This is a genomic window from Sphingobacterium sp. UBA6645 (genome assembly GCF_002455685.1).
Taxonomy (GTDB): Bacteria; Bacteroidota; Bacteroidia; order Sphingobacteriales; family Sphingobacteriaceae; genus Sphingobacterium; species Sphingobacterium hotanense.
In genome coordinates this window covers 41,812-63,683 of the sequence record NZ_DKLH01000059.1, presented here as the reverse complement: position 1 = coordinate 63,683, position 21,872 = coordinate 41,812, and the positions used below count along the sequence as shown (strand labels likewise).

Sequence of the window (21,872 nt, the reverse complement as noted above, 5' to 3'; positions counted from 1 at the left end):
GAAAGTTTTGTTGGATAATCTGATTCAATTTTCAAATCGTTTTTACAATACACAATTCGAAACGGCACACGAGCGTTATAACTCGCTAATCCAAGATAATCCGGAGCTTTTTCAGAACGCAACGTTAGGACATATCGCTTCTTACCTGGGCATTTCCCAACAAACCCTTTCTGTGATTCGCGGACAGAAATAGATTTCATTTTTTAAGATATCTGAAAATTCTTCTGACAAACATGTCCTACCTTTGTATTGTTAATCAAAAACACAATGAAAGAAATGGAGTTAACAATGAAAGGAATTTTTCTCGGTTGTGCTATCACACTCTCGGCTGCGTATTCTGCGACTGCGCAAGAAAGTTTGGTATCATTCAAAGAGCCGGTGGAGAAAGCTATCAACTACAACAAATCCATTAAGAATGCAAGTTTAGAAAACCAAAAGGTAGCCTTAGATCGGGAGATGGTGAAAGGGAAGTTGCTGCCTACAGTTTCTGCGAATGCAATGTATGGGTATGTAAATAGTTTGATCGATGTCGATCTACCGACACAGTCCTTGCCAATTACGGGAATTAGCTTGTTTGAGGGCAGTCAGAAGGCAAGAGTATCCACACAGTTGGGGCTTGCGGGAGTGACTGCTACGCAAGTTATCTTCTCGGGATTGCAGATTACTAACGGACAAAAGGCATTAGAGCAAAAGTTTAAAGCTCAGCAACTGCTTACCGAATCGGGTTATGATGCAGTGGCGCAGGAGGTCATCATGAGCTTTGACCAGCTCATGCTGTTAAAAGAAGTCGATCTGTTGATTGCGGATTCGGAAAAGCGCTTGAACAAGGAACACCTGAAGGTGATTCAAGCAATTGATAACGGATTAGCAATTCCCTATGACCGCGACAAGTTGAAATTGGCAATCCTCGAATTGGAAAGCAAGAAAGCGGAGGTGGAGAGCAATAGAGAGTTGTTGTATTTCAAATTGGAAGAATTGACAGGGATGCCGGTCAGTGAGTTGGAGGCTATACAATTTGAGCTATCGGAGATTCTTTTGAATAAAGATAGTGCTACGGAGATGAACCGTAAGGAGTTACAGGCATTGGAAGCCTCGCAAAAGGCGTATGAATACGTTTTCAAGAAAGAGAAAGGGGCAAAGTTACCGCAGGTATTTGCCTTTGGAAACGTGTCGTATTTCAATGCTTTTGGTACAAACATGAATGTTAAAGATTTGCCTGTAGTAGGCGATTTGAAGTTGTCGAGCAATCACCTACGCATGGCGCCTAGCTACGCGGTGGGTATTGGTGCAAAATGGACCATTTTTGAAGGCAAGACACATCAGTCCTCCATTGATAAAGCTAAACTTGATATGCAGATTAATGAAAACAAGTTGGCCGATACAAAGGAAAAACTGTCTCTGTTGCAAAGAAAAACGCTTGTTGATTATGATTTGTCGATGAAGAAAATCCAAGTCAATCAACAGCAGGTGGATATTGCGAAAAACAATCTTCATCTAGCATCTAGACAATTTGAAGAGGGCTTGACAGATGTGACCGAGCGTTTGGAAGCAGAAAATGAATACTACAAACAAACTTTAAACTATTACAATCAAATCTTAAACCAGCGTACGGCTGCTTTAGAGCTGCTAAAAGCAAATGGCAACTTGTACCAAACCATAACTCGATAAATCATGAAAAAACTAACATATATCATCGCTTCGCTTGTTTTTTTACAAAGCTGCTCGAATAAGGAAGGCGGTAAGCAAGTGAAGTTAGAAGGAAAAATAGAACGTGATCAATTAGCTGTAACGACGAAAATACCTGGAAAAATTCAACGTATTTTGGTCGAGGAAGGACAGCAAGTCCAAAAAGGAGATACGCTAGTGATACTAGAGTTTCCAGAAGTAGACGCAAAATCAATACAAGCGCAAGGTGCACTTGATGCGGCACAAGCGCAGTACGAGATGGCACTTAAAGGAGCGACTGACGGGCAGATGAAGCAGTTGAATGCGAAAGTTGCAGGTTTGAAGGAGCAATTTGACTTTGCTCAGAAATCGCTGGACCGTATGAATAACCTATTGAAGGATTCTTTAGTAGCACAGCAGAAATATGATGAAGTTTACGCAAAATATCAAGGTGCGAAGAATCAATATTTAGCTGCACAAGCCGAACTTGCCGATGTACAGCATGGTGCTCGCGTGGAGCAACAAAGAATGGCATTAGGTCAGAAAGAACGTGCGATGGGTGCTGTTAGTGAGGTGAATGTAGCAGCAAAAGAGCGCTACATTTTGGCTCCTCAGGACATGACCATCGAAAATATTAATCTTCGTGTAGGCGAGCTGGCTTTGGCTGGATATAGCTTGGTTTCGGGATACATAGTAGACGGCACTTATTTCCGTGTAACCATTCCGGAAAGCAAAGTTAAAGACTTCCAAAAAGGAGCGGAGAAGACTTTGGTATTCCCGTACCTGAATAATCAGGAAATCAAAGCACGAGTTGAAACTATTAAATCATTGAGTTCTTATGCAAATATCAGTACCGCATATCCTGATTTTGAAGAACAGGAGACATTATTTGAGATTCGCTTAAAACCAGTTGATTCGCAAGGTAGTAGAGACTTGTTGACTAAGGCAAGTTTTGTTGTTAAACAAGACTAAGGAGGGCGAAGCATGAAGAACTTTTTAAGTTTATTAAAGCGCGAGTTTAGGCTCTTCTTTCAAAACAAGGTACTGATGGTGTTGTTTCTAGGAGCGCCCATTATGTATGGTGTCTTGATCGGTGGAGTTTACAAAAAGGGTAAAGTAACGAACCTACCGATTATTGTAGTCGATGAGGATAGAAGTCCTTTGAGTAAGCAATTGATTGATATGTTCAACGAGAGCGAGGTTATTTATGTAGCGGATGTGCTGAATGATGCATTCAAAGCAAAGGAACGCGCGCTGGAAACTGAATCAACGGTTGTCGTACAGATACCAAGAAACTTTTCATCCAATATTAACTACAGTAGAAATACCGAATTGACGCTGTTTGTAAATGCTTCGAATACGTTGACTTCCAACTATGCGATGATGGCGGTCAATGTGGCGGCAGGAACGATGAAGGCTGGTATTCAGATCAAAGCACAGCAGAAGAAAGGTGTTCCGGAGTTTGTAGCGACGCAACAGTATGAACCTTTTAAAACAACGATCATCAAACAGAATATTCGTAGTGGAAATTACCTCTACTTTATGCTGCCGGGGGTGTTATTTACCGTCTTGCAGCAAGTTATGATGCTTGGATTGGCATTGAGTTTTGCTTCGGAGTTTGAGAAAGGCACTTTTGGCGAGCTGGTTGGTCGATGTAAGAATGTATTTGGGTTGATTCTAGTGAAAATATTGCCTTATATATTGATGTCGATCTTCATCTTCCTGTTATACTATGGTTTCTCTGTTTATTACCGTATGCCTTTGCATTTGGAAGGTTTTGCTTTCTATGGTTACACCTTGCTGTTCCTGCTCGCAGTAGCTTTTATCGGGATATTAGTCAGCATTGCTATACCCAGCCAGTTGAAGGCTACGGAGATATTAATGGTTATCGCGACTCCTAGTTTTATTCTAAGCGGTTTTACCTGGCCATTAAGTCAGATGCCGGATTGGATCGTTGCGATAGCTAACGGAATTCCGTTAACACATTACCTACAGATATTCAGAACAATGGTGATTGAGCAGGGGAGTGCTGTGAATGTTAGCAGCTCCGTGTGGGGATTGGCTATTATTGCGGGCATTACATTATTGCTATCTGTTATTCTATTACAATTGAAGATTAAAAAGGTGACAACAAAAGTTTCAGAAGATATTTAAAATCTGAATTACTGAGCACAGGGAATAACTATAGCCATAATCCTTGAAATGGCGATTAGTTAACTTACATTTCTTTCATTTATGTTTCCTGTGTTCAGTATTTCAGATTATTTTATGTACCTCAAGCATCAAATCAATAGGTTTTAGACGATGCATCTATGCGATAGACCAGGCTTGGGTCTTCATTTTGGAAGTCGCTAAAATAGTCTACCAGTTTGAAGTTACACTTTTCAAGCACGTGAATAGATGCCGTATTACTCGGTCGTACCAACGCGTAGATATTCTTTTTCCTTAGCTGTTCAAAACCAAAGATAATAGCTGTTTTCGCCAATTCAGTTGCATATCCTTGACCCCAGTATTTTGGACTCAGTCTATAGCCCAAATTGGTTTGTTGTTCGTTTTGGTATAATTTGTTGGATAGTCCGCCAATGCCAATTATCTCGGGCTTGTTGATTTCCCGTACCATCCAAATGCCATAGTTGCTGATATTCCAATGAAGCAAGATATTATGAAAGACTTCATGAGCTGTTGCAATCGATATGGGGCCATTTGGATTATGTAAATTGGTTTGTGGATCAGCATTTATGGCAAAGTATTCTTGAAAATCATCTTTACACGGACGATGGTAGGATAACCTCTTCGATTTCATAAGCTCAATTTGATTCTATGGTTGTTTGTAGCATAATATCCTTCTGTATTTCCAATATATGCTTCTTGAGCTGGAAGTAATTGTCATTCAATAAGTAATAATATTGATCTAATCCTAAGCCTAGGAGTTCTAAATTCTCATTGATATAAGATACACCATCGAAATAGTCAAAAGTTCTATTGACAAAGCGATTTAATTTATCCTCAACGTCTGCATCCAAGGTATTATCTTTTGCTTTGTGTACTTCGATCAGCTTCTTCAACTCTTCCTTGAAAGGCTTTTCTACGGTCTTTACATCATTAGCATGGAACGTGATTTCGGAATGCGAATGGTTCTGATAAAAGAAATTCGTTTTTTCTACTAAGTTGAAATAAAGGTCCATTTGATTGCTGTAGGATTGTTCTGCGTCCATAAAATTTCGATACGCGTCTTGCAGTTTGGCTGCTAGGGGTTGATCTTTAACAGTATGGTAAAAATAATCGAAGACATCTCGATTATATCCTTCGATAATCGTCTTAAGCTTATCAGACTCTTCATGAAGTTTTTCCAACACTCCGCTGGTTTCAGTACGTCTATATTTGATTCCATCGTAGTCGAACGTTTCGATATCGATGGTTTTATTCTCGATTTGGCGGAGTGTCTCCATATCTGTTAAATAGGAATTAAGAAGAAACGTGTCGTTTACTCGGTCAGCACCAAACAGCGTTTCAATGTTTTGCTTTTCGCCATTTTCTTGGGCCACGTCATCCGCATTGAAATATGGATTGTTGAACGTGTAGAAGTCGTTGAAGATTGAGTCGAAAGACTGCTTATCGAACCATGCTTTGAACTCTTCCGCAAATTCCTCGCTTTCTATTGGCGTAGGCTCTTCCGTGAAATTCCCTTGGGAAAAGATCATCTTGGTGAACCAATCTGAAGATTCGGATTCATTCTGTAGAATGTGTAAAGCAGGTTCCTCGATCGTGTTGCTGAGGTTAATGTTAAGTTTATCGACTGCTTCTATACGATCCGTTTCTGCGGGATGCGACGCCCATTGGTTGGTAATAACTAGCTTAGATTTATCAAATTTGTTAAACTCAGCCATACTGATTTGGGGGATTCCCTTCACCTCCGGATAAGAAAACTTGTTGCTTAAGTAATGCGAAGCTGCTCGTTGATCTGCAAAGATATCTGCACTGATGCGGTTCTTTTGCATCTGCGCGCCATAAAAATTGAATACATTGTTGAGGCAATAATTAGAAAAGTTGGACCGCAGAAGGGAGGTCTCTATTGCTTTGGATCCGGCAACTTGCGCAGAGATAGCATCCGCATGGAATTCCATTTCTCGGGACAATGCCATGTAATTCTTATTGATAAACTCGTATTGCTTCTGAAGGATTTTTTGCATCACGCTGATGATCGCTTTTGGGAGCCATTGAAATGCCGCCGCGTAGGAACTGGTATTATACCATTTTTCGCTGAGTTTGTTGAGGGACTCATTGTTGTATAACATATTGTAGATGGCATGATTTGCATGATATACATAACTGCCAACGCGCATGCTACGTTGAGATAAATGACCAAATTCATGCGCTAGGATTCCTTTCAGTTCTTGATAGGAAACGGAGTTGATCAAGCCCATGCCAATAATTAGATTTTTGCGAACCGGAAAGAACATGCTCCAGAAACTCGAATTGTAAAAAACAGAAGCATTGACTTCGCTTGATAGATATACTTTTTTTGGTAATTGCGTCTCGACTTGCTGTACGATTTCTTCAATCAGTGCAAACAATTTGGGCTCGGCATCTTTATCGACTTCTAGGAGATGACTAGTATTCATTCTTTCGAACGAAAAGATAAACTTAATCAAGAATACAAAGACGAACAGTGAAGAGACAATTAAACTTATCGCTAAAAACAGGAGTATGAAATGTGGAAATTCAGATATCAGAACGTAGGCAACAAAGATAATAGCGCTGCAGAGTGCAATGGTGAACAATACAAGCAGTAAATAGATGAGTCCAAATGCCACAATGGAGAACAAGGTTTTATTTGCTTGACGTTTGAACTCTGGGGAGATTTCAACTTTCATTGGTTAATTTTATTTCGCTTCTAAAATAGAAAATTATATCAATACTACTTTGTATATTCACGATTTTTATATGCTAGTGTTGCTATGCGTCTATATCTAACTTATCTTTTCCTGCTACTTTCGAATGTGCTGTATGGTCAAAAGACTGATTCGGTACGCTATGAGCAGTATAAGAAGGATAAGTTGCATTATCTTGAGTATGAAAGTAAGCATCGGGGATTCGTTAAAGGGAAACATACAACCCTGTCCTATCTTCATTGGGGAACAAAATCCGAGAATACCCTTATTTGGCTACATGGCAGTCTATTGGATGCATATGATTTCGAACCTTTTGCAAAGGATTTGGTGGAGATCGGCTACCATGTTATTTCTGTTGATCATTATGGGCATGGGAAAACTGGGTTTCCAGACAGGGATCTAGACTTTGAAGACTTTGCAGATGATCTGTCGGTATTGTTAGACAGTTTTTCCGTTGAAAAGGCTGTCATTGGAGGTTTTTCACAAGGGGCTTATCTTGCGACTAGTTTTTATAACTGTTACCCCAATCGTGTAAAAGGACTCGTTTTGGAAGATGGGGGATCAGCGAAGTTCTATGGACATTTCTATAAGCAGCATCGACAAGAGCAAGAAAAGATATTAAGCGCTTTCAATGTCCCTGAAGATACGAGAGAATTGTATTTTGGTGAAAGGAATACGGAATTTGAACAGTATGATCAGTTATATGACTCTAGCGGCTCAGTATCTCAATTCCAACTCCTCGCATTGATCAAGAATAAGGGCACGCAGTACGTTACTTATCAGGGTTTGGATTCTTATTACCAATTAAAAGATTCACTACAGGCTGCGAACGCTTTGCACTTTCCAGAAAGCATCTCTAAATACGGGAGATCAATCGTTCTTCAAGAACCTTTAGAAATATATCAGCATCTAGCCATTCCGCTTTTAATACTGGAAGCGACCAAACAACCCGATCCTTTTCCGCAGGACGAAGACAATGCGATGCTGAAAAATCGGCATCCACAATGGGTGACTCACCTAAAGTTTCCCAATGCTTCACACAATATTCATTATGAATGTAGCAAAGAATTTATGTCGGCTCTGTTGCCCTTTCTTTCGGAATTTATTAAGCGATGATTAAATGGTTTTATTTATTATTTTAATAATTGAATAAAAATCGTCTGAATTTATCTATCTTTGGGTACTCAAAAATTTAAGGTTTTCTGCACACCTTAGTCGTTGTTAAAGCATTATTAGAGGGATAGAATATGAAATTAGTAGCGTTAAAGCCTTCATCGATTATTGAATTACTCTTCGTCGTAGCTATCTTGCTAAACGTTGTCAATTACCAATTGATTCAACGAACCTTGATTCCTCTTGAATTCATTGCTTGGTATTTTGTAATTGGCGTTTTCGTTTATCTGCTGTTTTCAAGACTGTTAAAATTTCTTCAAGTGGGTCACTTTGAGCTTTTCATGTATTTCATTACCATCTTCGGAACTTACCTGACATTTCTCTGTTTAATGGTGAATGTTTTGTTTTCGGGGACAAAAGTGCAGGTCAGGAATTACAAGGTTCAACGAATTACGAATAGGCTAGTTGGCCGCTACGTTCATTCACCCAAGCAGCAAGTTGGCTTGGTTACTTTTGAGAATGGTAGAAGCAAGCGAATTTATCAAGGGCAGGTTGTAGGGGCGAGCAAGGAATCCATTGATTCGATTGCAGTACATTTATCAGAAGGACTTTTTAATTTTCCAGTCATTCGAAAAATCGAAAACGTTCAATAGGATAGATGTTCTCGTGGCACATCATAAAAAAAACTCCTAAAGCGGGGAGCTCTAGGAGTCTTAACTAACCAATTATTAACCTAAATTATGAAATTTAGTAAGATAATATCAAGTTCTGTGCCGAATAGCGCTTTAATATTCCATTTAACATTTGTTAACATTTAAATGAAACGCTACTACTTTATTTAACTTTTTAGCTAGTCTTCTTGTACTTTATCAAGGCCCACGCGTTTAAAACGATGGCGAAAATAATGATAATGACAAAATGCCATCGTATATCCATCATTCCACTTCCCTTTAATACTAACATCCTTGTCACGTCAATGAAATAGGTGACAGGACTGCAGTAGGCGATCAGTTTCGCCCAATCAGGCATACTGTCAATTGGCGTGAAGAGACCGCTCATCAGCATAAAAATCATGATAAAGAAGAAGGCGACCGACATGGCTTGCTGCTGTGTATTCGCCATGGTGGATATCAGAAGCCCCATTCCAAGCAAGGCAATAAGATAGATTGCTAAGAATAAATATAGCAGCAGTAAACTGCCGATAGGTACAATGCCATAAACAAAGCGTGCTATGACGAAAAGTCCGAAGCTAAAAATAAACAGTCCTATAAACCAGAAGGGAATTAACTTGCCTAAGATGAACTGATATTTTTTAATGGGTGTTGCGTTTATTTGTTCTATGGTTCCAACCTCTTTTTCTTTTACAATATTTAAAGAGCACATATAGGCGCAAATCATCGTGACCAGGATAACTAAAATGGCAGGAACCATGAACATGTTGTAGTTCAGGTTTGGGTTGTACCAAAAGGAGCTGTCGATCTCTATCTGTCCGGGAGTGATCAGTTCTGCAGATTTTAACCATTTAAATCGTATTTCTTGATTAAAATCAGTTATGATCTGTCCGATATAGGAACCACCTAAGCCTGCTTTCACGCCATTGATTGCATTGATCGCTACAAAAAGATCTTGTTTGTTTTCTCGGATTAGATTTCGTTCAAAACCGATCGGTATTTCTATGATCAGGTCGGCTTGATCAGCTTCTATCTGTTTCAATGCATCTTTGTAAGAACTACCATAACCGACCCCTCGAACGTATCCGGATGAAATGATTTTATGATACAGCTGTTGCGACATGGTCGAGTGATCATGATCGACGAAGCTGATATTGATATTCTTTACCTCATAATCTGCAGCCAGTGGCAATATCAGGAGCTGAATAAGGGGCGCAATGAATATTAATGGCAACAAAGCCTTATTCCTAAAGATTTGCTTAAACTCCTTCTTGAGTAAAAATAGTAAGGTTCTCATTGCAGTCGAGTTTTGAATTTTTTAAAACTTAGAAATAAGAGGATCAATGCCATGCCGAGTAGAATTAACGTCTCTTTCCAAATCGCTGCGATGCCTAAGCCTTTAATCATGATAGACTTCACGATAATATAATACCATTTCGATGGAATGAAATGACTGATGATTTGCAAGGGAACTGGCATGTTTTCGATAGGAAACATAAAGCATGTGAACAACATGGTAGGAACCAGCATACCCATCATGGCGATCAGCATCGCGGCTTGCTGACTTGCTGTGCTATTGGATATTAACAACCCCAACGCAAGCGCCGTAATGATTAATAAAGTGCTCTCAGCAATCAGCAGCAATAAGCTGCCATTGATAGGCATATCCAATAATGTCACGCTTAGTGTGAGGATAACAGCGAGATTGACCAAGGAAAGAGCGAGATAGGGAACAGCCTTCGCGATGATCAGGAGGAAAGGGTTTACCGGCGACACGAGCAGTATTTCCATTGTGCCTTGTTCTTTTTCTTTAACGATAGATATCGACGTCATCAGCACACAGATCAGCATGAGCACTAATGCCATTACCCCAGGAACAAAGGTGGGAGGACCTTTCAATTCCGGATTGTAGAGCATCCTTGTCTGCGGAATAATTTGTAGCGGAATATTCGAATTTGTTAATAAATCTTGCTGATAACTCATGATAATCGAATTAGCATATCCTTGCAATGTACTTGCCGTATTCGGATCGGAAGCATCGAAAATGAACTGTATTGAGGCCTTTTTGGAGTGGGTTAGATCTTCTTCAAAGTTGGAGGGTATAATCATTAACATCTTGATCTTTCCTTCCTGAAAGGCTGCTTCTATCTGAGATTCTGAGGATATGTTGTTCTGCAAGCTGAAATACCGACTAGCCGCAAAGCGGTTGATGATTTGTTGTGAAGTTTGGTCTTTCGTTTGGTCGAATACGGCAATCTTTGCATTTCGAATCTCGTTAGAGAGTGCAAATCCGAACAAAACAATCTGGACAATCGGCAACCCGAATAGCATGAGTAGGGTTTTGCTATCTCGGAAAACATGATAGAATTCCTTGCGTATGAATGTAATAAGCTGGTTCATGGTTAATCTCCTTTACGTTGTGCTCCGCGAGCAAGCTCGAAGAAAACTTCTTCCATCGAACTGACGTTGAAACTTTTTTTAAGGTTGTCCGGGCTGTCTAATGCTCTTATGACACCGTCGACCATAATGGAGACGCGATGGCAATACTCTGCTTCATCCATGTAATGTGTGGTCACAAAAATGGTGATGCCACGGTCGGAAGCATCGTAGATAAGATCCCAGAACTGTCGTCTTGTGACCGGATCAACACCGCCCGTAGGTTCGTCTAAGAATACAATTTCCGGGTTATGGATCGTCGCCACAGAAAAGGCCAGCTTTTGCTTCCAGCCCAATGGTAGTGTGCCAACGAGCTTGCTCGCTACCTCATTCAATCCTAAGTTGCTGATAAGCTGCGTACCGCGTTCTTTGATTTCTTTGTTTGGTAAACCATAGATTCCAGCAAAGAACTCAATATTCTCCACGACTGTCAGATCTTCATATAATGAGAATTTCTGACTCATATATCCGATGCGCTGTTTAATACGTTCAGTTTCCTTGTAAACATCAAAACCAGCAATAGTAGCGTCTCCCGAGGATGGGATAGAAAGTCCGCAAAGCATCTTCATAGCGGTAGTTTTACCAGCGCCATTAGCACCCAAGAAGCCGAATATCTCTCCTTTGTAGACATCAAAGGTTATTGCATTCGTTGCGATGAAATCGCCAAATCGCTTTGTAAGTTTATTGGTGCTTATTACCTTTTCCATCTTACTGCATTAATCGAATAAAACAATCTTCTATGGTTGGTTCGATCTCTTTTAGCTTTAGATTAAGATGCCCTTGCTGTTTCAGGTAGTTCTCCAGCATGGGATAGTCTAAGCTTTGATTTTCTTGCCAAGTGATATGATGATACTCTCCGAAGGAATTGCAGGAACTTACTTCCGGACAGTTACGAAGATCCCGGATCAGCTTGATCATATTGTCTGATTTAACGGCGTATAGCGGGCTAGGATAGGAGTTTCGTATGCCTTGAGGCGTATCGATCGAAAGGATGCTTCCGCTTTGCAGCAGTGCAATACGCTCGCATAAATTAGCTTCATCCATATAGGGCGTAGACACCAAAATGCTGATACCCTGTGATTTTAAATGCTTGAGCATGTCCCAGAACTCTTTGCGAGAAACAGCATCGACTCCTGTTGTTGGTTCGTCTAAAAAGAGAACTCGAGGTTTATGAATCAGAGCGCAACATAGCGCTAGCTTCTGTTTCATACCGCCAGAGAGCTTACCTGCTCGACGATCTTTAAACGGTTCAATCTGCACATATATATCTTTTATCAGATCATAATGATCGGCTACTTTATGTCCGAAAACGGAGGCAAAGAAGGTCAGATTCTCTTCAACCGTTAAATCCTGATATAAAGAGAATTTGCCAGGCATATAGCCAACCTGCTTACGGATCTGCTTATAATCCTCCAGGATATCCATGCCATCAACGGTCGCTGTGCCCGAATCAGGAAGCAAGAGCGTGGTCAGTATTTGGAATACGGTGGTCTTCCCAGCGCCGTCAGGACCGATTAATCCAAAGAGTTCGCCTTCATTAACTTCAAAGCTTACTGTATCGACGGCCGTCAATTCTCCCTTATTAAAGGTCTTATGGATCTTATTTAGAATTACAGCAGACATGTTAGTTCAGCTTTATTTCACCGTACATCCCGATCTTGTAGCTACCATCGTTCTTTACTAGAATCTTGACAGCATAAACCTGATTAGCCCGCTCGTTTTTGGTTTGTATAGTCTTCGGTGTAAACTCCGCTTTGTCGTTTATCCAAGTAATAGTTCCTTGTGTTTCCTTGAAACCGCCATTGCCATCATCCGTAAATACCTTAACCTGCTGATTGAGTTTAATTAAAGGAAGTTGATCCCCGCTGATGTACACACGTAGAATGAGGTTAGAGAGGTCCGCTATTTTGTATAGTGGTTTGCCAACGCTTGCCATCTCATTTACTTCAGCGTATTTCGTTAATACGGTACCTGCCATTGGATTAATAATCTTACTTTTCTGAAGCTGATCTTCAATCTGAAGCATCTGTACTTCAATTGGCTGAACGTCTTTATCTATACTAGAAACCGAGAGGTCCAATGTAGATCGCTGAGCGGCAATCTGCTTGCTGATTAGATCGATCTGCGCATTGATATCGTCCAATTGCTTTGCCGGAACGGCATCATCTTTCAACAGATTTTGAATCCTGCCTCGCTCGCGTTGGGCGGTATAGAGCTGAGATTGTAGGGCGGCTAGCTGTGTATTCACGCTGGGTTTCTTCCCTAATACTGCCTTAGCCTGAGTTTCCAATTGCCTTTTCTTTAAAAACAATTGAACAGTGTCAATATAGCCTACGTGTTGTCCGGCCGCCAATTGTTGGCCTTCTTGTAGGTCAAATTCTTTTAGTGTTCCGCTGGCTTCAGCGGAAATAATCGTTTCAACAGCTTCAAATGTTCCAGTGGCATCAAATTCCGGATCTTTGTTTTGGCAGGATGATAACAGCAGGAAGCCGATTAAGCAGCTGATCACTAGTTGAGTATGTGTACTTTTCATAAATTCTTTAATTGCCTGTGCTAATTTTTTGATTGTATTGAGATAATCGGAGCTGTATCTGATGCAGTACCATGTTTTGACGCGCTTGATCTTCTTCGGTCACTGCCGTCATGTAGTCATAGGTACTTGCTACGCCATTCTTCAATTGAGCAGCAGTTGCTTTCTTGACCTGCTCGCGTAGTTGAACAATCTCATTGTCCGTATCGATAAGCTTCTGATATTTATTCGTTTCTTCTTTTTGCTGCAATAGTGTTAGGTCGATATTGAAGAGAAAAGTCTCTTTTTGTTTTTCCAACAGCTGCCTACTGATGTCAATATTCTTTTTATCGTTCCTATAGGTGTACAAGCTAGATAGGTTCCAATTTAGGCGTAAGCCTGCTATGTAATATCCCTGCATATCAGGGTTAAGCATATTTAGACCGGGTCTACCTACGCCGCCCTGTACAAATGCACTGAACCGGGGTAAGTTTCTGTTGTATAGTAACTGATTTTGAATTGTAATGGCGTCATCCTGATCCTGAAATAATGCTAATTCAGGGCGATTGATCCCGTTATCTTCTACAGCTCCCGATGGAGCGATAAGTTGGACGTCTGCTGATAAAGGCTTTCCAATAAAGTAACCCAGCATCTGTATATTAGCTTTTTTAGCTGCTCGTTGCTCGGTTTCTCGTTGTTCTGCCTTGAGGAGTTCGGCCTGTAATTTACTAAGGTTGCTTCGTGTTGAAATGCCATTTCTTACCGCCGATTCTACTTGTTGAATGCCATTTTCTATATCAGCCCTCATCAGGCTCGTCTGTTTTATTTGAGCATCAACCAATAGACTACCAAAGAATAGCTGTGTGATCCGTTCGCGGAGTTTGTAAAGTTCCACTTCAATCTTCTGTGATTTGACCTTATTAGTTGCTTCTATCAACTTATGCTGATCCTTGACGAAGAACATATCTGTTAAAGCTTGATTCACTTCAGCGTACGCTTTGTATTGATCCTTAGAGAGACTAGGAATACTGACCGATGGGATAGCAATAGGTACCTTGGTTACATCCGACTGATAAGTAGCCGAACCATTGATGGAGAATTGGGGGAGGTATGCCTTATTGGCATTGTCAATTGAAAAATCTTTTGATTGCTGCAACAGCCCTAACTGTTTTATCAGCGGGAAATTTCGCTTGGCCATTTCAACGCACGAGTCTAGTTGTAGACGGTGCAAATGTTGTGCAACGACTGTTGATGACACGAGGCACAGCATGTAAGCGATGATAAATGATCTTAATAATATTATTCGTCTCATGTTTAAAAATGTTTAATCATTTGATTAAATTAAGTGCAAAAGAAAAGACCTACGGTCTAATCATACTTTTTACCCACTGTGGGATTAAAGCCTTTCTTTCATTCATCATATCTTGGAACTGCTTTTCTTTTGTTCCCGTGACATTCTCGAAAATAGGCTTCGCAATGAAAGGGAAGATGATAAAACCCATTAGGTTTAATAATAACTGTAAAGGGTTCGTATCGCTGATCTCATTTCGCTCCTTTTTCTCTAGGAATTGCTTGTAAAATACTGACTGCAATACCATGTTTTTGATAGGGATTTTATTGGCGAAGTTCTCCGGATTGTTTCGAACGGCTGATATAATGAATAAAGGAATATCTGGTTCATTGCTTAGAAAATCAATGTAACGAGTCGCCAATGCCTCTATTTTCTCTTCAAAACTACTGTTCTCATCATGGAAAACAATCCCTAAGGTGTTCATGAAATTAAAGAGCGTCTCGAAGGTGATGATCTCAAACAACTTCTCTTTGCTTTTGAAGTAGTAATTCAATAAAGCCAAATTAAGTCCCGCTTCCTCCGCAATATCGCGCGTGCGGGTCGCGGCATAGCCTTTCTGATGGAACACCTTACGAGCGGCTTCCTTAATGATACTTTCTGTCGAGCTGTCCAATTCTTTCTTCGGTCTCCCTTTTGCCATGATGATTTCTCTAATTTGAAAGTAAAGGTAAGACAGGTGTGTTATATTTCAAAATTTAATTAATCATGTGATTAAATATATCAACAAAAAAAGGGAAAACCCTTACGAGTTTTCCCTTTCTTCTTTTCAATAAACCTTACACTGTAGGTTTATCCATTTCCTTTCCGAAGTTATAGCTTGCAAATCTTCCGGCGTCTTTAGGGTTTACAAGATCAGTTTCCTTGTCGCCCCAAGGCCAGCCGCCAAATTCGGTGACTTGGTACTCGCGGAATGCATCTTGCAGTTCTTGCTGTGTATTCATAACGAATGGACCATATGCTGCTACCGGCTCATTGATAGGCTCTCCTTCTAAGATCAAGAATTGGGCTCTGTTGTCGCCATTTTTAATGATGATTTCCTCGCCGCCATCTAAATCTGCTAAGTGATTGCTCTTCATTTTATAAGTATCTACTTCGATCGTGCCAGCGCCGTCGTAGAACAGTACGAACCTGTTCATTGTGCTGGATACTGCCGGAAGTACGAATTCAGTATTCGGATCCATATCCACCAATGCTACTCCGACGTGGTTATTAGGGTCTGCCGCCCATGAATGGGTCAATGCTCCACTATCTTTTGTTCCGGCATATTCGCCCAAAATAACCTTAACAGTTACTTTCTTTCCATCTCCTTGTTCAACAACAGCCGTAGGAATCTTCTCTGCCCAAAGCATCTTATAGTTCGGATCGGTCAATTTGTTTTTACCCGGAAGATTCAACCATATCTGAAACAAACGCAAAGGGTTTGGTTTATCCTCATGAATCAATGGGAACATCTCTGCATGAAGTACGCCCGAGCCCGCACTCATCAACTGCACGTCACCCTGTCCATAACGCCCTTTAGATCCTTTAGAATCAAAGTGGTCAGCATAGCCCTCTGGGATAATCGTAATAATCTCGAATCCCCTGTGTGGGTGATGTGGGAAGCCGGGAATATTTTCCCCGTGATACATGCGCCATTCGTTTTTATTATCAAAGTCGCTTCCAATATTACGACCTGCCAAGGAAACCTTCGGTCCAAATTTTCCGTTACCCTCTGGGTATTTATCAAAGTGATAAGCGCCCATGATATATGGATCACGTATTGGTAATCTACCTTCGATTTTGCTGATATTTTTTACTTTCATGATTTTCTCCTTTTTCTAATCTATTGTACAAATGTAAAGCCATCGCGCGTCGAAATGGCATTGAGTAACCCATCGGTAACTAGTTAACTATTGGTAACTTAATCGTTAAACCATCGTCAGAGGGCCTAATAGTTTCGCAATGGTTGACAAACCGATAAAGCTCATTGCCAATATGACAGCTTTCGCCAACCCTTCCTATAGAAAAACTAAATACCGTCAGATTTGTTCAATAAGAAACGTAGATAATGAAGAATGTATACTAGCCTTCCTATTGATGGAAGCTAAAAAGGAGAACAATTATGGAAGAGAACAAAGAATACAACGAAAAGAAGCCACTAGAGGATCAGAACGTACCTGAAGTGGTGAAAGAAGAAAAAGATGATGCACCTGCGGGGCGCAATATTTGGCGATCCATCATCATTGCTATTATTATTATGGCCATTGTATATTTTATTTATGTACAGATGCGCGATGGTGCGTGGTAGTATAAAATAAGTAGAGTAATGGTCTAAATTCATCAGGAGGGCTTGTTACGCGAGTCTCTTGAGTGAGTTTAATCAAGCTTATAATAACAGATTTAATTTAGCGCAGTGATTCTAACGAAATCCTGCGCTTTTATAAATTTAAGCCTCGCGGTCTTCCTCAAATGTCGACATCGCGACGCGTATCAAAACATGCTGTAATAAATATTGGGTATCATATTTTAACTACAAAATAAACTATTCAATTCGATTGTTACCGTCGTCATTTTGAATTGCTTCAGATTACCGTAGTATTGTTAATCCCTGAAGGGAACAATCTAATAGATTATCTCAAGCAATTCTACTTATGAATAAGATTATTACCGCGTTTTTTATTTTCAGTTTGTTTTTATTTCTTGTAATAAAGAAGAACCTATTATACCTGTTAAAACCTCGAACATTACGGGCACTTGGAAATTGAGCCATTCGCATTTGATTTTCGAAAAGGATACGATCACTCAGCAAGACGTCGATGAAAACCGTATTACCTTTCGCGCTGGAGAATTATACAGTATGTCGGGATATGAGGACGTCATTATCAATGGCAAGGAAGTTAGGCAATTGACGACAGAAACTGGAACCTATAGGTTTCTCGAGGGTTTGTCCATATTTGAACTGAAAAGTTTTGAAGGAAACACAACAACTTTCTCCTGCATAGAGTCAAATGGAAGCTCCTTCGTTATCAAACTTGAAGAAGAGGGGTTGATTGTTCAGTTCCATTTTTTCAAAGAAAAATAGCCTATTACCGTTTAACACCATACATCAAGATGCGTTTGAATGGATAAATCGCAGGGAATCGCTCGTAGTGGTCTTCAATAAGAGCAATAAATGAATCTTGCAACAAAGCTTGCTTTTTATCGTCCAATCTTTCCATATAGGGAACGAGGGTAGATCCAGATATAAAGTCGTATAGATCTTTTGCAGTTTCCGCGATAATAGGATAGGTGCGAATGCTGATATTGATATCACTTAATCCATTGTCAAAGAGAATTTGCGTGTATTCGTCTAGCGTCAATACAGGAGATAATCTTCTGAAACCATCTAATTCTTTTTGGAAGGGTTCTGCCTGAACGAGCTGATCCAATAGCATATTCAAGGTATTGTCTTTCTGCATGGGCATCTGCACCGCAAATTGACCATCCCTATTAAGCTTAGAAATTAACGCAGGAAACAACTTGTTATGATCGTCTACCCATTGCAACGCTGCGTTGCTAAAGATCAAATCCCAACGACTTTCATCAGCCACAAAGGAATCTATATCCTGTTGTTTGAAACTTAATCGATCGTTCGATAATTCCTTGGCTTCAGAAAGCATCTCTGTAGAGGAATCAATCCCTAGAAAACTGGTATGTTTAAATTTTTGCGATAATAAAAGCGTTTGCTCGCCGGTTCCACAGCCCACATCGACCGCTTTAGAGTGATGGTCATCGATGAGCAAGTCCGATAAATCATAGAAGGGTTTATAGCGAATTTCTTTATATTGATTGTAAACTTCCGGATTCCAAGGCATAATAATCTTTTTTCCTAAATTCGAGCCAAACACGTGCCATGATTTAGAAAACATCTGCATATATCGTACTTTTAGTTCATGATAAATAAGGCAATCGCCATAAAGGATAAAACAGACCCCTCGAAATTGCTTAAAGTAGCGCTATTCGATCAGAAGAAGTGCATAACCAAGCCACATAAGCATAACGGCTATTTGGAGCTTGTGCTATTAGAACGAACGCTGGGAAAGCATTATATCGATGGGCATGAAATACAAGTCAAAGCGCCCTGTTTATTGATTATCCGTAAAGATAATGTACATCACTGGGAACTGAGCGAACCGGTGGAGGGCTATGTCCTGTTATTAAAGCGTCAATTTGTAGAGGAAAGTTTGGATTTGGAAATCCGAAGGTTAATCGATGAATTGGAGGATATGAATACCATTAATTTTAAAGACATCTCTACGCTTCATTCCCTGTTTTCCTTGCTGCTGACAGAGGAACATCGAACAGTACAAGAAGCACTACTGAAAGCAATCCTAGCGAAATCTGTACAGCAAATAGCTACGGAAAACCCTATAAAAATTAAATCGAAAAACCTATTTCTACAGTTTACCGATGTCCTGAATAAAGAAAAGCAGGTCCTGAACAATGTTGCATATTATGCTGGCTTGCTCCACACCAGTCCACAAAACTTGAATGCTGCATGCCAAAAATATGCGGATAAATCCGCTTCTGAAATATTGTCCAGCTATATTAGCTCTGAGGCCAAGCGTTTGCTGTTTTACACGAACAAGACGGTAGCTGAAGTTGCTTTTGAATTAGGTTTTGCGGATCGATCCAATTTCTCTAAATATTTCAAACGAGTTGTCGGACTCACTCCGCAAAACTATCGGAAAATGACGGACTAGAATTCTTTTTCTCCGAATTCACTTTTCGGTAATTTAAGAACCTGATTTAAGCGTTGTAGATTGATATTGAGGTTTAGCAAAAACACGTTCTTCTCATAAATATAATTCGTCGTCGTGTAAAAATCCGGTGCAGATGTTGTGATTCGCTGTTCATTCACACCCCATTTCCCCAACTCGATGAATTGCCATTGTAGTTGTGCCGTCATTGCGCGCTTCCAGAAAGATTTACTAAGGTTGAAGTTTGGTGTGAGAAAACGAGAATCCATCCCTTGCACCGTAGGTCTTTCAGACAGATAATTGACCTGTAAACCCGCGCTCCAATTGTTGGGAAGGCTAGCCTGCACGCCTGCATTTATACTGTATACCCAGTCTTGATTGCTACGAACCTGCTCATAATCCAAAACCTTTCCAGTGATTTTGTAATTATAGAGATTGATCCCTCCATTAATTTGTAACCATTGAAATAACTTACCTTCACCGGCAAGCTCAACGCCTAGACGGTTAGCATAATCTGCATTAGTGAATACACGATGCAAGATGGTATCCGCATAAACCGAGTTTACCCTTTGAATGGGGTTCTTGCTATGCTGAAAATAAGCATTCATAAATAAAGACCCCTTGTTCAGTTTTTTTACCAGACCGGTTTCCGCTTGGCTAATGAATTCTGGCAGCAATTCTGGATCCCCCTGTTCCAAAGTTTCCGAGTGTTCACGCTCGGGAATGGGGTTTAGCTCGAAGTTGTTATTCCTTTGCACACGGCGCGAGGCGGCCATCTTCCATGACCAGCCTTCGCCCAAATCGCGCATTAAATTAATCGATGGGTATAGCTGGTGAATCGAGTAGGGGAAAGACTCCTGCGTATGGAGCAAAATCAAGTCTCGCTGATAGTATTCATAGCGCAAGCCTAAGGAAAGACTGAGCTTATCGAATTTTTGATCGTATTGTGAATAGACTGCATGTACCGTATTGCTCGCTTTCATCTTTCCGGAGAATTCAGGTATCAAACTTAAATCTCTCTGATTCCGTTCAGCAGCATAATATTCAAAATTCCCATCCTGCTCATCTCTTCGTAGTTGATAACCGCTATTGATTTTTGCATTGCCTATGCCCCATTGGTGATTGGCTGATAGACGAAGCCCTTTCAATGGGTTTGTATACTTGTTGTAGGTCCGCTGTATGGTATCGATTTGATTTTCTATATTATTGTTCTTTGTCGAACCGTAGATGTCGGCGTACTCATAAATTGCACCGAGCTGCAGACTATGCGCCGGATTTATTTTCCATGTATAGGCCAGATCTAGCAGATAGAATTTACCCTGTTTGTTTTGTAGGTTAGGATTAAAATAATCTAATGTAGATATCGTTTCACCGGTTGAAGGAACAATGCTTCTATTGTTATAATATATATCAGCAACGCGGTCTTGAAACCTACGCGACGCTAACGCGCCCAAGCTAAGCTGATGTCGCTCATTAAGTTCATACCCTGCATTTAAGCGCAATCCATAATTGTATTTGTCAAAGCTCCGCTCGCCTTTGGAAGGAAAGAAAGTCTGCTTATCGCCTATAATTGTATTTACATCGCCGTCTCTAAATCCCGCATTATCATTACGCAGATAGTTTGCCGATGCACTAAGTTCTAATTTGTCTTTTCTATATTGGAAAGCAACATCCGCACTGTAGCGTTGTTGTTTTTTTAAATTGTCGTAATCGTCGATACTCGGTAAACCGCCTTGTAAATTCATCACCCAAGCAAAGCCGGAGCCTACGGATTTCTTCGTCTTTATATTGATAATTCCGCCTTTTCCGTCCGGATCGTATTGTGCCGTCGGACTACTGATAAATTCCACTTCACTAACGTCATTTGCTGCAATTTGCGTTAGAATTGTCGCCGGATCAACAAGGGAAGGCTTCCCATTTACTAAAACTAGAATACCTGAATTTCCACGAACAGATATATTGCCAGCAGCATCAACGGCCGCTGCAGGCAGGTTCTTTACAATGTCTAGCGCAGTTCCGCCTACCGCATTTTTGTATTGATTCGCTTGATATACTTGTCGGTCAGCGCTATGTTTCTGTGCTGCTGTTTGGCCTTCTATATGCACTGTTTCGAGCGTTTCGCTGTCAGCCGATAATAGAATAGGCTGAAGATTTACCTGTTTCTGACCGCTAAGATCTATAGCCAATTGCCTTTGTTTATAACCCAAAGATTTGACTTGAAGATAATACTGCTGAGCATTTAAATTAGCAAAAACAAAACGCCCATTAGCATCTGTCATCTCCCCCTCAACAATTTGATTTTTTTCGTCAATTACCGCAATGCTAACGTATGCGAGTGGCTGTTTGGATAGGGAGTCTTGAATAGTTCCGCTGAGCTTGCTGTTTTGAGCGTGAGCAATAGCAGTAAGCAATAATAGGCTGAAAAGCAGTAATGTTTTTTGCACAGGTGTAAGTCTTTTGTACAAAAATAGAAAAGTATCAATCAGCTAGGTAGGGAATTTTAGAATGTACTATTTT

At 40.4% G+C, this 21,872-nt stretch carries 20 protein-coding genes and 1 pseudogene; 9 read left to right on the top strand and 12 right to left on the bottom strand.

Features of this window, described 5'->3' with window-relative positions; genetic code table 11:
• From B2400_RS11615 to B2400_RS11600, 4 genes and pseudogenes are all read left to right on the top strand, one after another.
• Positions 1-193, top strand: a pseudogene (locus B2400_RS11615) (Crp/Fnr family transcriptional regulator); the annotation flags it as partial.
• A 95-nt stretch (positions 194-288) separates the two neighbouring features.
• A complete protein-coding gene (locus B2400_RS11610) occupies positions 289-1,668 on the top strand; it encodes a TolC family protein (protein WP_286650619.1) in 1,380 nt (459 codons plus the stop codon).
• Between the two features lie 3 nt (positions 1,669-1,671).
• The gene (locus B2400_RS11605) at positions 1,672-2,637 is read left to right on the top strand and encodes an HlyD family secretion protein (protein ID WP_293933525.1); all 966 of its coding nucleotides are present in this window, start codon (positions 1,672-1,674) and stop codon (positions 2,635-2,637) included.
• 12 nt (positions 2,638-2,649) lie between these two features.
• Positions 2,650-3,819 carry an ABC transporter permease gene (locus B2400_RS11600; RefSeq protein ID WP_286650621.1) on the top strand — a complete coding sequence of 390 codons (1,170 nt, stop codon included), beginning with the start codon at positions 2,650-2,652 and terminating at the stop codon, positions 3,817-3,819.
• A 133-nt stretch (positions 3,820-3,952) separates the two neighbouring features.
• On the opposite strand, the gene B2400_RS11595 is transcribed toward B2400_RS11600, so the two are convergent.
• Both B2400_RS11595 and B2400_RS11590 read right to left on the bottom strand, forming a co-directional pair.
• Positions 3,953-4,468, bottom strand: coding sequence for a GNAT family N-acetyltransferase (locus tag B2400_RS11595; RefSeq protein WP_286650622.1), 516 nt, complete (start codon positions 4,466-4,468; stop codon positions 3,953-3,955).
• A gap of 4 nt (positions 4,469-4,472) precedes the next feature.
• A complete protein-coding gene (locus tag B2400_RS11590; protein WP_293933524.1) occupies positions 4,473-6,539 on the bottom strand; it encodes a M48 family metallopeptidase in 2,067 nt (688 codons plus the stop codon).
• An 84-nt stretch (positions 6,540-6,623) separates the two neighbouring features.
• On the opposite strand from B2400_RS11590, the gene B2400_RS11585 reads away from it, so the two are divergent.
• The gene (locus tag B2400_RS11585; protein WP_293933522.1) at positions 6,624-7,673 is read left to right on the top strand and encodes an alpha/beta fold hydrolase; all 1,050 of its coding nucleotides are present in this window, start codon (positions 6,624-6,626) and stop codon (positions 7,671-7,673) included.
• A gap of 131 nt (positions 7,674-7,804) precedes the next feature.
• Positions 7,805-8,323, top strand: coding sequence for a hypothetical protein (locus B2400_RS11580; protein ID WP_286650625.1), 519 nt, complete (start codon positions 7,805-7,807; stop codon positions 8,321-8,323).
• Positions 8,324-8,516: 193 nt separating this feature from the next.
• Here the strand turns inward: B2400_RS11580 and B2400_RS11575 are convergent, their stop codons facing one another.
• From B2400_RS11575 to B2400_RS11540, 8 genes are all read right to left on the bottom strand, one after another.
• Positions 8,517-9,638 (bottom strand): ABC transporter permease, encoded by a 1,122-nt coding sequence (locus B2400_RS11575; protein WP_293933519.1) that lies wholly within the window; start codon positions 9,636-9,638, stop codon positions 8,517-8,519.
• Positions 9,635-10,741 (bottom strand): ABC transporter permease, encoded by a 1,107-nt coding sequence (locus tag B2400_RS11570; protein ID WP_293933517.1) that lies wholly within the window; start codon positions 10,739-10,741, stop codon positions 9,635-9,637. The genes B2400_RS11575 and B2400_RS11570 overlap by 4 nt, the downstream gene beginning before the upstream one ends.
• A gap of 2 nt (positions 10,742-10,743) precedes the next feature.
• A complete protein-coding gene (locus B2400_RS11565) occupies positions 10,744-11,484 on the bottom strand; it encodes an ABC transporter ATP-binding protein (RefSeq protein WP_286650628.1) in 741 nt (246 codons plus the stop codon).
• Position 11,485: 1 nt separating this feature from the next.
• Positions 11,486-12,400, bottom strand: coding sequence for an ABC transporter ATP-binding protein (locus B2400_RS11560; RefSeq protein WP_293933515.1), 915 nt, complete (start codon positions 12,398-12,400; stop codon positions 11,486-11,488).
• A gap of 1 nt (position 12,401) precedes the next feature.
• Entirely contained in the window at positions 12,402-13,310 is a 909-nt protein-coding gene (locus tag B2400_RS11555) for an HlyD family secretion protein (RefSeq protein ID WP_149526293.1), read from the bottom strand.
• Positions 13,311-13,317: 7 nt separating this feature from the next.
• Positions 13,318-14,598, bottom strand: a complete 1,281-nt coding sequence (locus B2400_RS11550) for a TolC family protein (protein WP_293933513.1) — start codon at positions 14,596-14,598, stop codon at positions 13,318-13,320.
• 49 nt (positions 14,599-14,647) lie between these two features.
• A complete protein-coding gene (locus tag B2400_RS11545) occupies positions 14,648-15,277 on the bottom strand; it encodes a TetR/AcrR family transcriptional regulator (protein ID WP_286650630.1) in 630 nt (209 codons plus the stop codon).
• Positions 15,278-15,413: 136 nt separating this feature from the next.
• Complete coding sequence (locus B2400_RS11540; RefSeq protein WP_149526290.1) at positions 15,414-16,439, bottom strand: pirin family protein; 1,026 nt, start codon at positions 16,437-16,439, stop codon at positions 15,414-15,416.
• A 299-nt stretch (positions 16,440-16,738) separates the two neighbouring features.
• On the opposite strand from B2400_RS11540, the gene B2400_RS11535 reads away from it, so the two are divergent.
• Complete coding sequence (locus B2400_RS11535; protein ID WP_149526289.1) at positions 16,739-16,924, top strand: hypothetical protein; 186 nt, start codon at positions 16,739-16,741, stop codon at positions 16,922-16,924.
• 453 nt (positions 16,925-17,377) lie between these two features.
• Positions 17,378-17,698 (top strand): hypothetical protein, encoded by a 321-nt coding sequence (locus B2400_RS11530; RefSeq protein ID WP_293933509.1) that lies wholly within the window; start codon positions 17,378-17,380, stop codon positions 17,696-17,698.
• 4 nt (positions 17,699-17,702) lie between these two features.
• Here B2400_RS11530 and B2400_RS11525 read toward each other — a convergent pair whose 3' ends face one another.
• On the bottom strand, positions 17,703-18,530 hold the full coding sequence (locus B2400_RS11525; protein ID WP_293933507.1) for a methyltransferase domain-containing protein: 828 nt from the start codon (positions 18,528-18,530) through the stop codon (positions 17,703-17,705).
• An 18-nt stretch (positions 18,531-18,548) separates the two neighbouring features.
• Between B2400_RS11525 and B2400_RS11520 the strand changes: the two genes are divergently transcribed.
• The gene (locus B2400_RS11520; RefSeq protein ID WP_149526287.1) at positions 18,549-19,358 is read left to right on the top strand and encodes a helix-turn-helix domain-containing protein; all 810 of its coding nucleotides are present in this window, start codon (positions 18,549-18,551) and stop codon (positions 19,356-19,358) included.
• On the opposite strand, the gene B2400_RS11515 is transcribed toward B2400_RS11520, so the two are convergent.
• Positions 19,355-21,799 (bottom strand): TonB-dependent receptor, encoded by a 2,445-nt coding sequence (locus B2400_RS11515; protein WP_293933504.1) that lies wholly within the window; start codon positions 21,797-21,799, stop codon positions 19,355-19,357. The genes B2400_RS11520 and B2400_RS11515 overlap by 4 nt on opposite strands.
• Positions 21,800-21,872: the final 73 nt, after the last annotated feature.

Coding starts and splice junctions, on each gene's coding strand:
- B2400_RS11610 (WP_286650619.1), top strand. CDS start 289: ATGAAAGGAATTTTTCTCGGTTGTGCTATCACACTCTCGGCTGCGTAT.
- B2400_RS11605 (WP_293933525.1), top strand. CDS start 1,672: ATGAAAAAACTAACATATATCATCGCTTCGCTTGTTTTTTTACAAAGC.
- B2400_RS11600 (WP_286650621.1), top strand. CDS start 2,650: ATGAAGAACTTTTTAAGTTTATTAAAGCGCGAGTTTAGGCTCTTCTTT.
- B2400_RS11595 (WP_286650622.1), bottom strand. CDS start 4,468: ATGAAATCGAAGAGGTTATCCTACCATCGTCCGTGTAAAGATGATTTT.
- B2400_RS11590 (WP_293933524.1), bottom strand. CDS start 6,539: ATGAAAGTTGAAATCTCCCCAGAGTTCAAACGTCAAGCAAATAAAACC.
- B2400_RS11585 (WP_293933522.1), top strand. CDS start 6,624: ATGCGTCTATATCTAACTTATCTTTTCCTGCTACTTTCGAATGTGCTG.
- B2400_RS11580 (WP_286650625.1), top strand. CDS start 7,805: ATGAAATTAGTAGCGTTAAAGCCTTCATCGATTATTGAATTACTCTTC.
- B2400_RS11575 (WP_293933519.1), bottom strand. CDS start 9,638: ATGAGAACCTTACTATTTTTACTCAAGAAGGAGTTTAAGCAAATCTTT.
- B2400_RS11570 (WP_293933517.1), bottom strand. CDS start 10,741: ATGAACCAGCTTATTACATTCATACGCAAGGAATTCTATCATGTTTTC.
- B2400_RS11565 (WP_286650628.1), bottom strand. CDS start 11,484: ATGGAAAAGGTAATAAGCACCAATAAACTTACAAAGCGATTTGGCGAT.
- B2400_RS11560 (WP_293933515.1), bottom strand. CDS start 12,400: ATGTCTGCTGTAATTCTAAATAAGATCCATAAGACCTTTAATAAGGGA.
- B2400_RS11555 (WP_149526293.1), bottom strand. CDS start 13,310: ATGAAAAGTACACATACTCAACTAGTGATCAGCTGCTTAATCGGCTTC.
- B2400_RS11550 (WP_293933513.1), bottom strand. CDS start 14,598: ATGAGACGAATAATATTATTAAGATCATTTATCATCGCTTACATGCTG.
- B2400_RS11545 (WP_286650630.1), bottom strand. CDS start 15,277: ATGGCAAAAGGGAGACCGAAGAAAGAATTGGACAGCTCGACAGAAAGT.
- B2400_RS11540 (WP_149526290.1), bottom strand. CDS start 16,439: ATGAAAGTAAAAAATATCAGCAAAATCGAAGGTAGATTACCAATACGT.
- B2400_RS11535 (WP_149526289.1), top strand. CDS start 16,739: ATGGAAGAGAACAAAGAATACAACGAAAAGAAGCCACTAGAGGATCAG.
- B2400_RS11525 (WP_293933507.1), bottom strand. CDS start 18,530: ATGCAGATGTTTTCTAAATCATGGCACGTGTTTGGCTCGAATTTAGGA.
- B2400_RS11520 (WP_149526287.1), top strand. CDS start 18,549: ATGATAAATAAGGCAATCGCCATAAAGGATAAAACAGACCCCTCGAAA.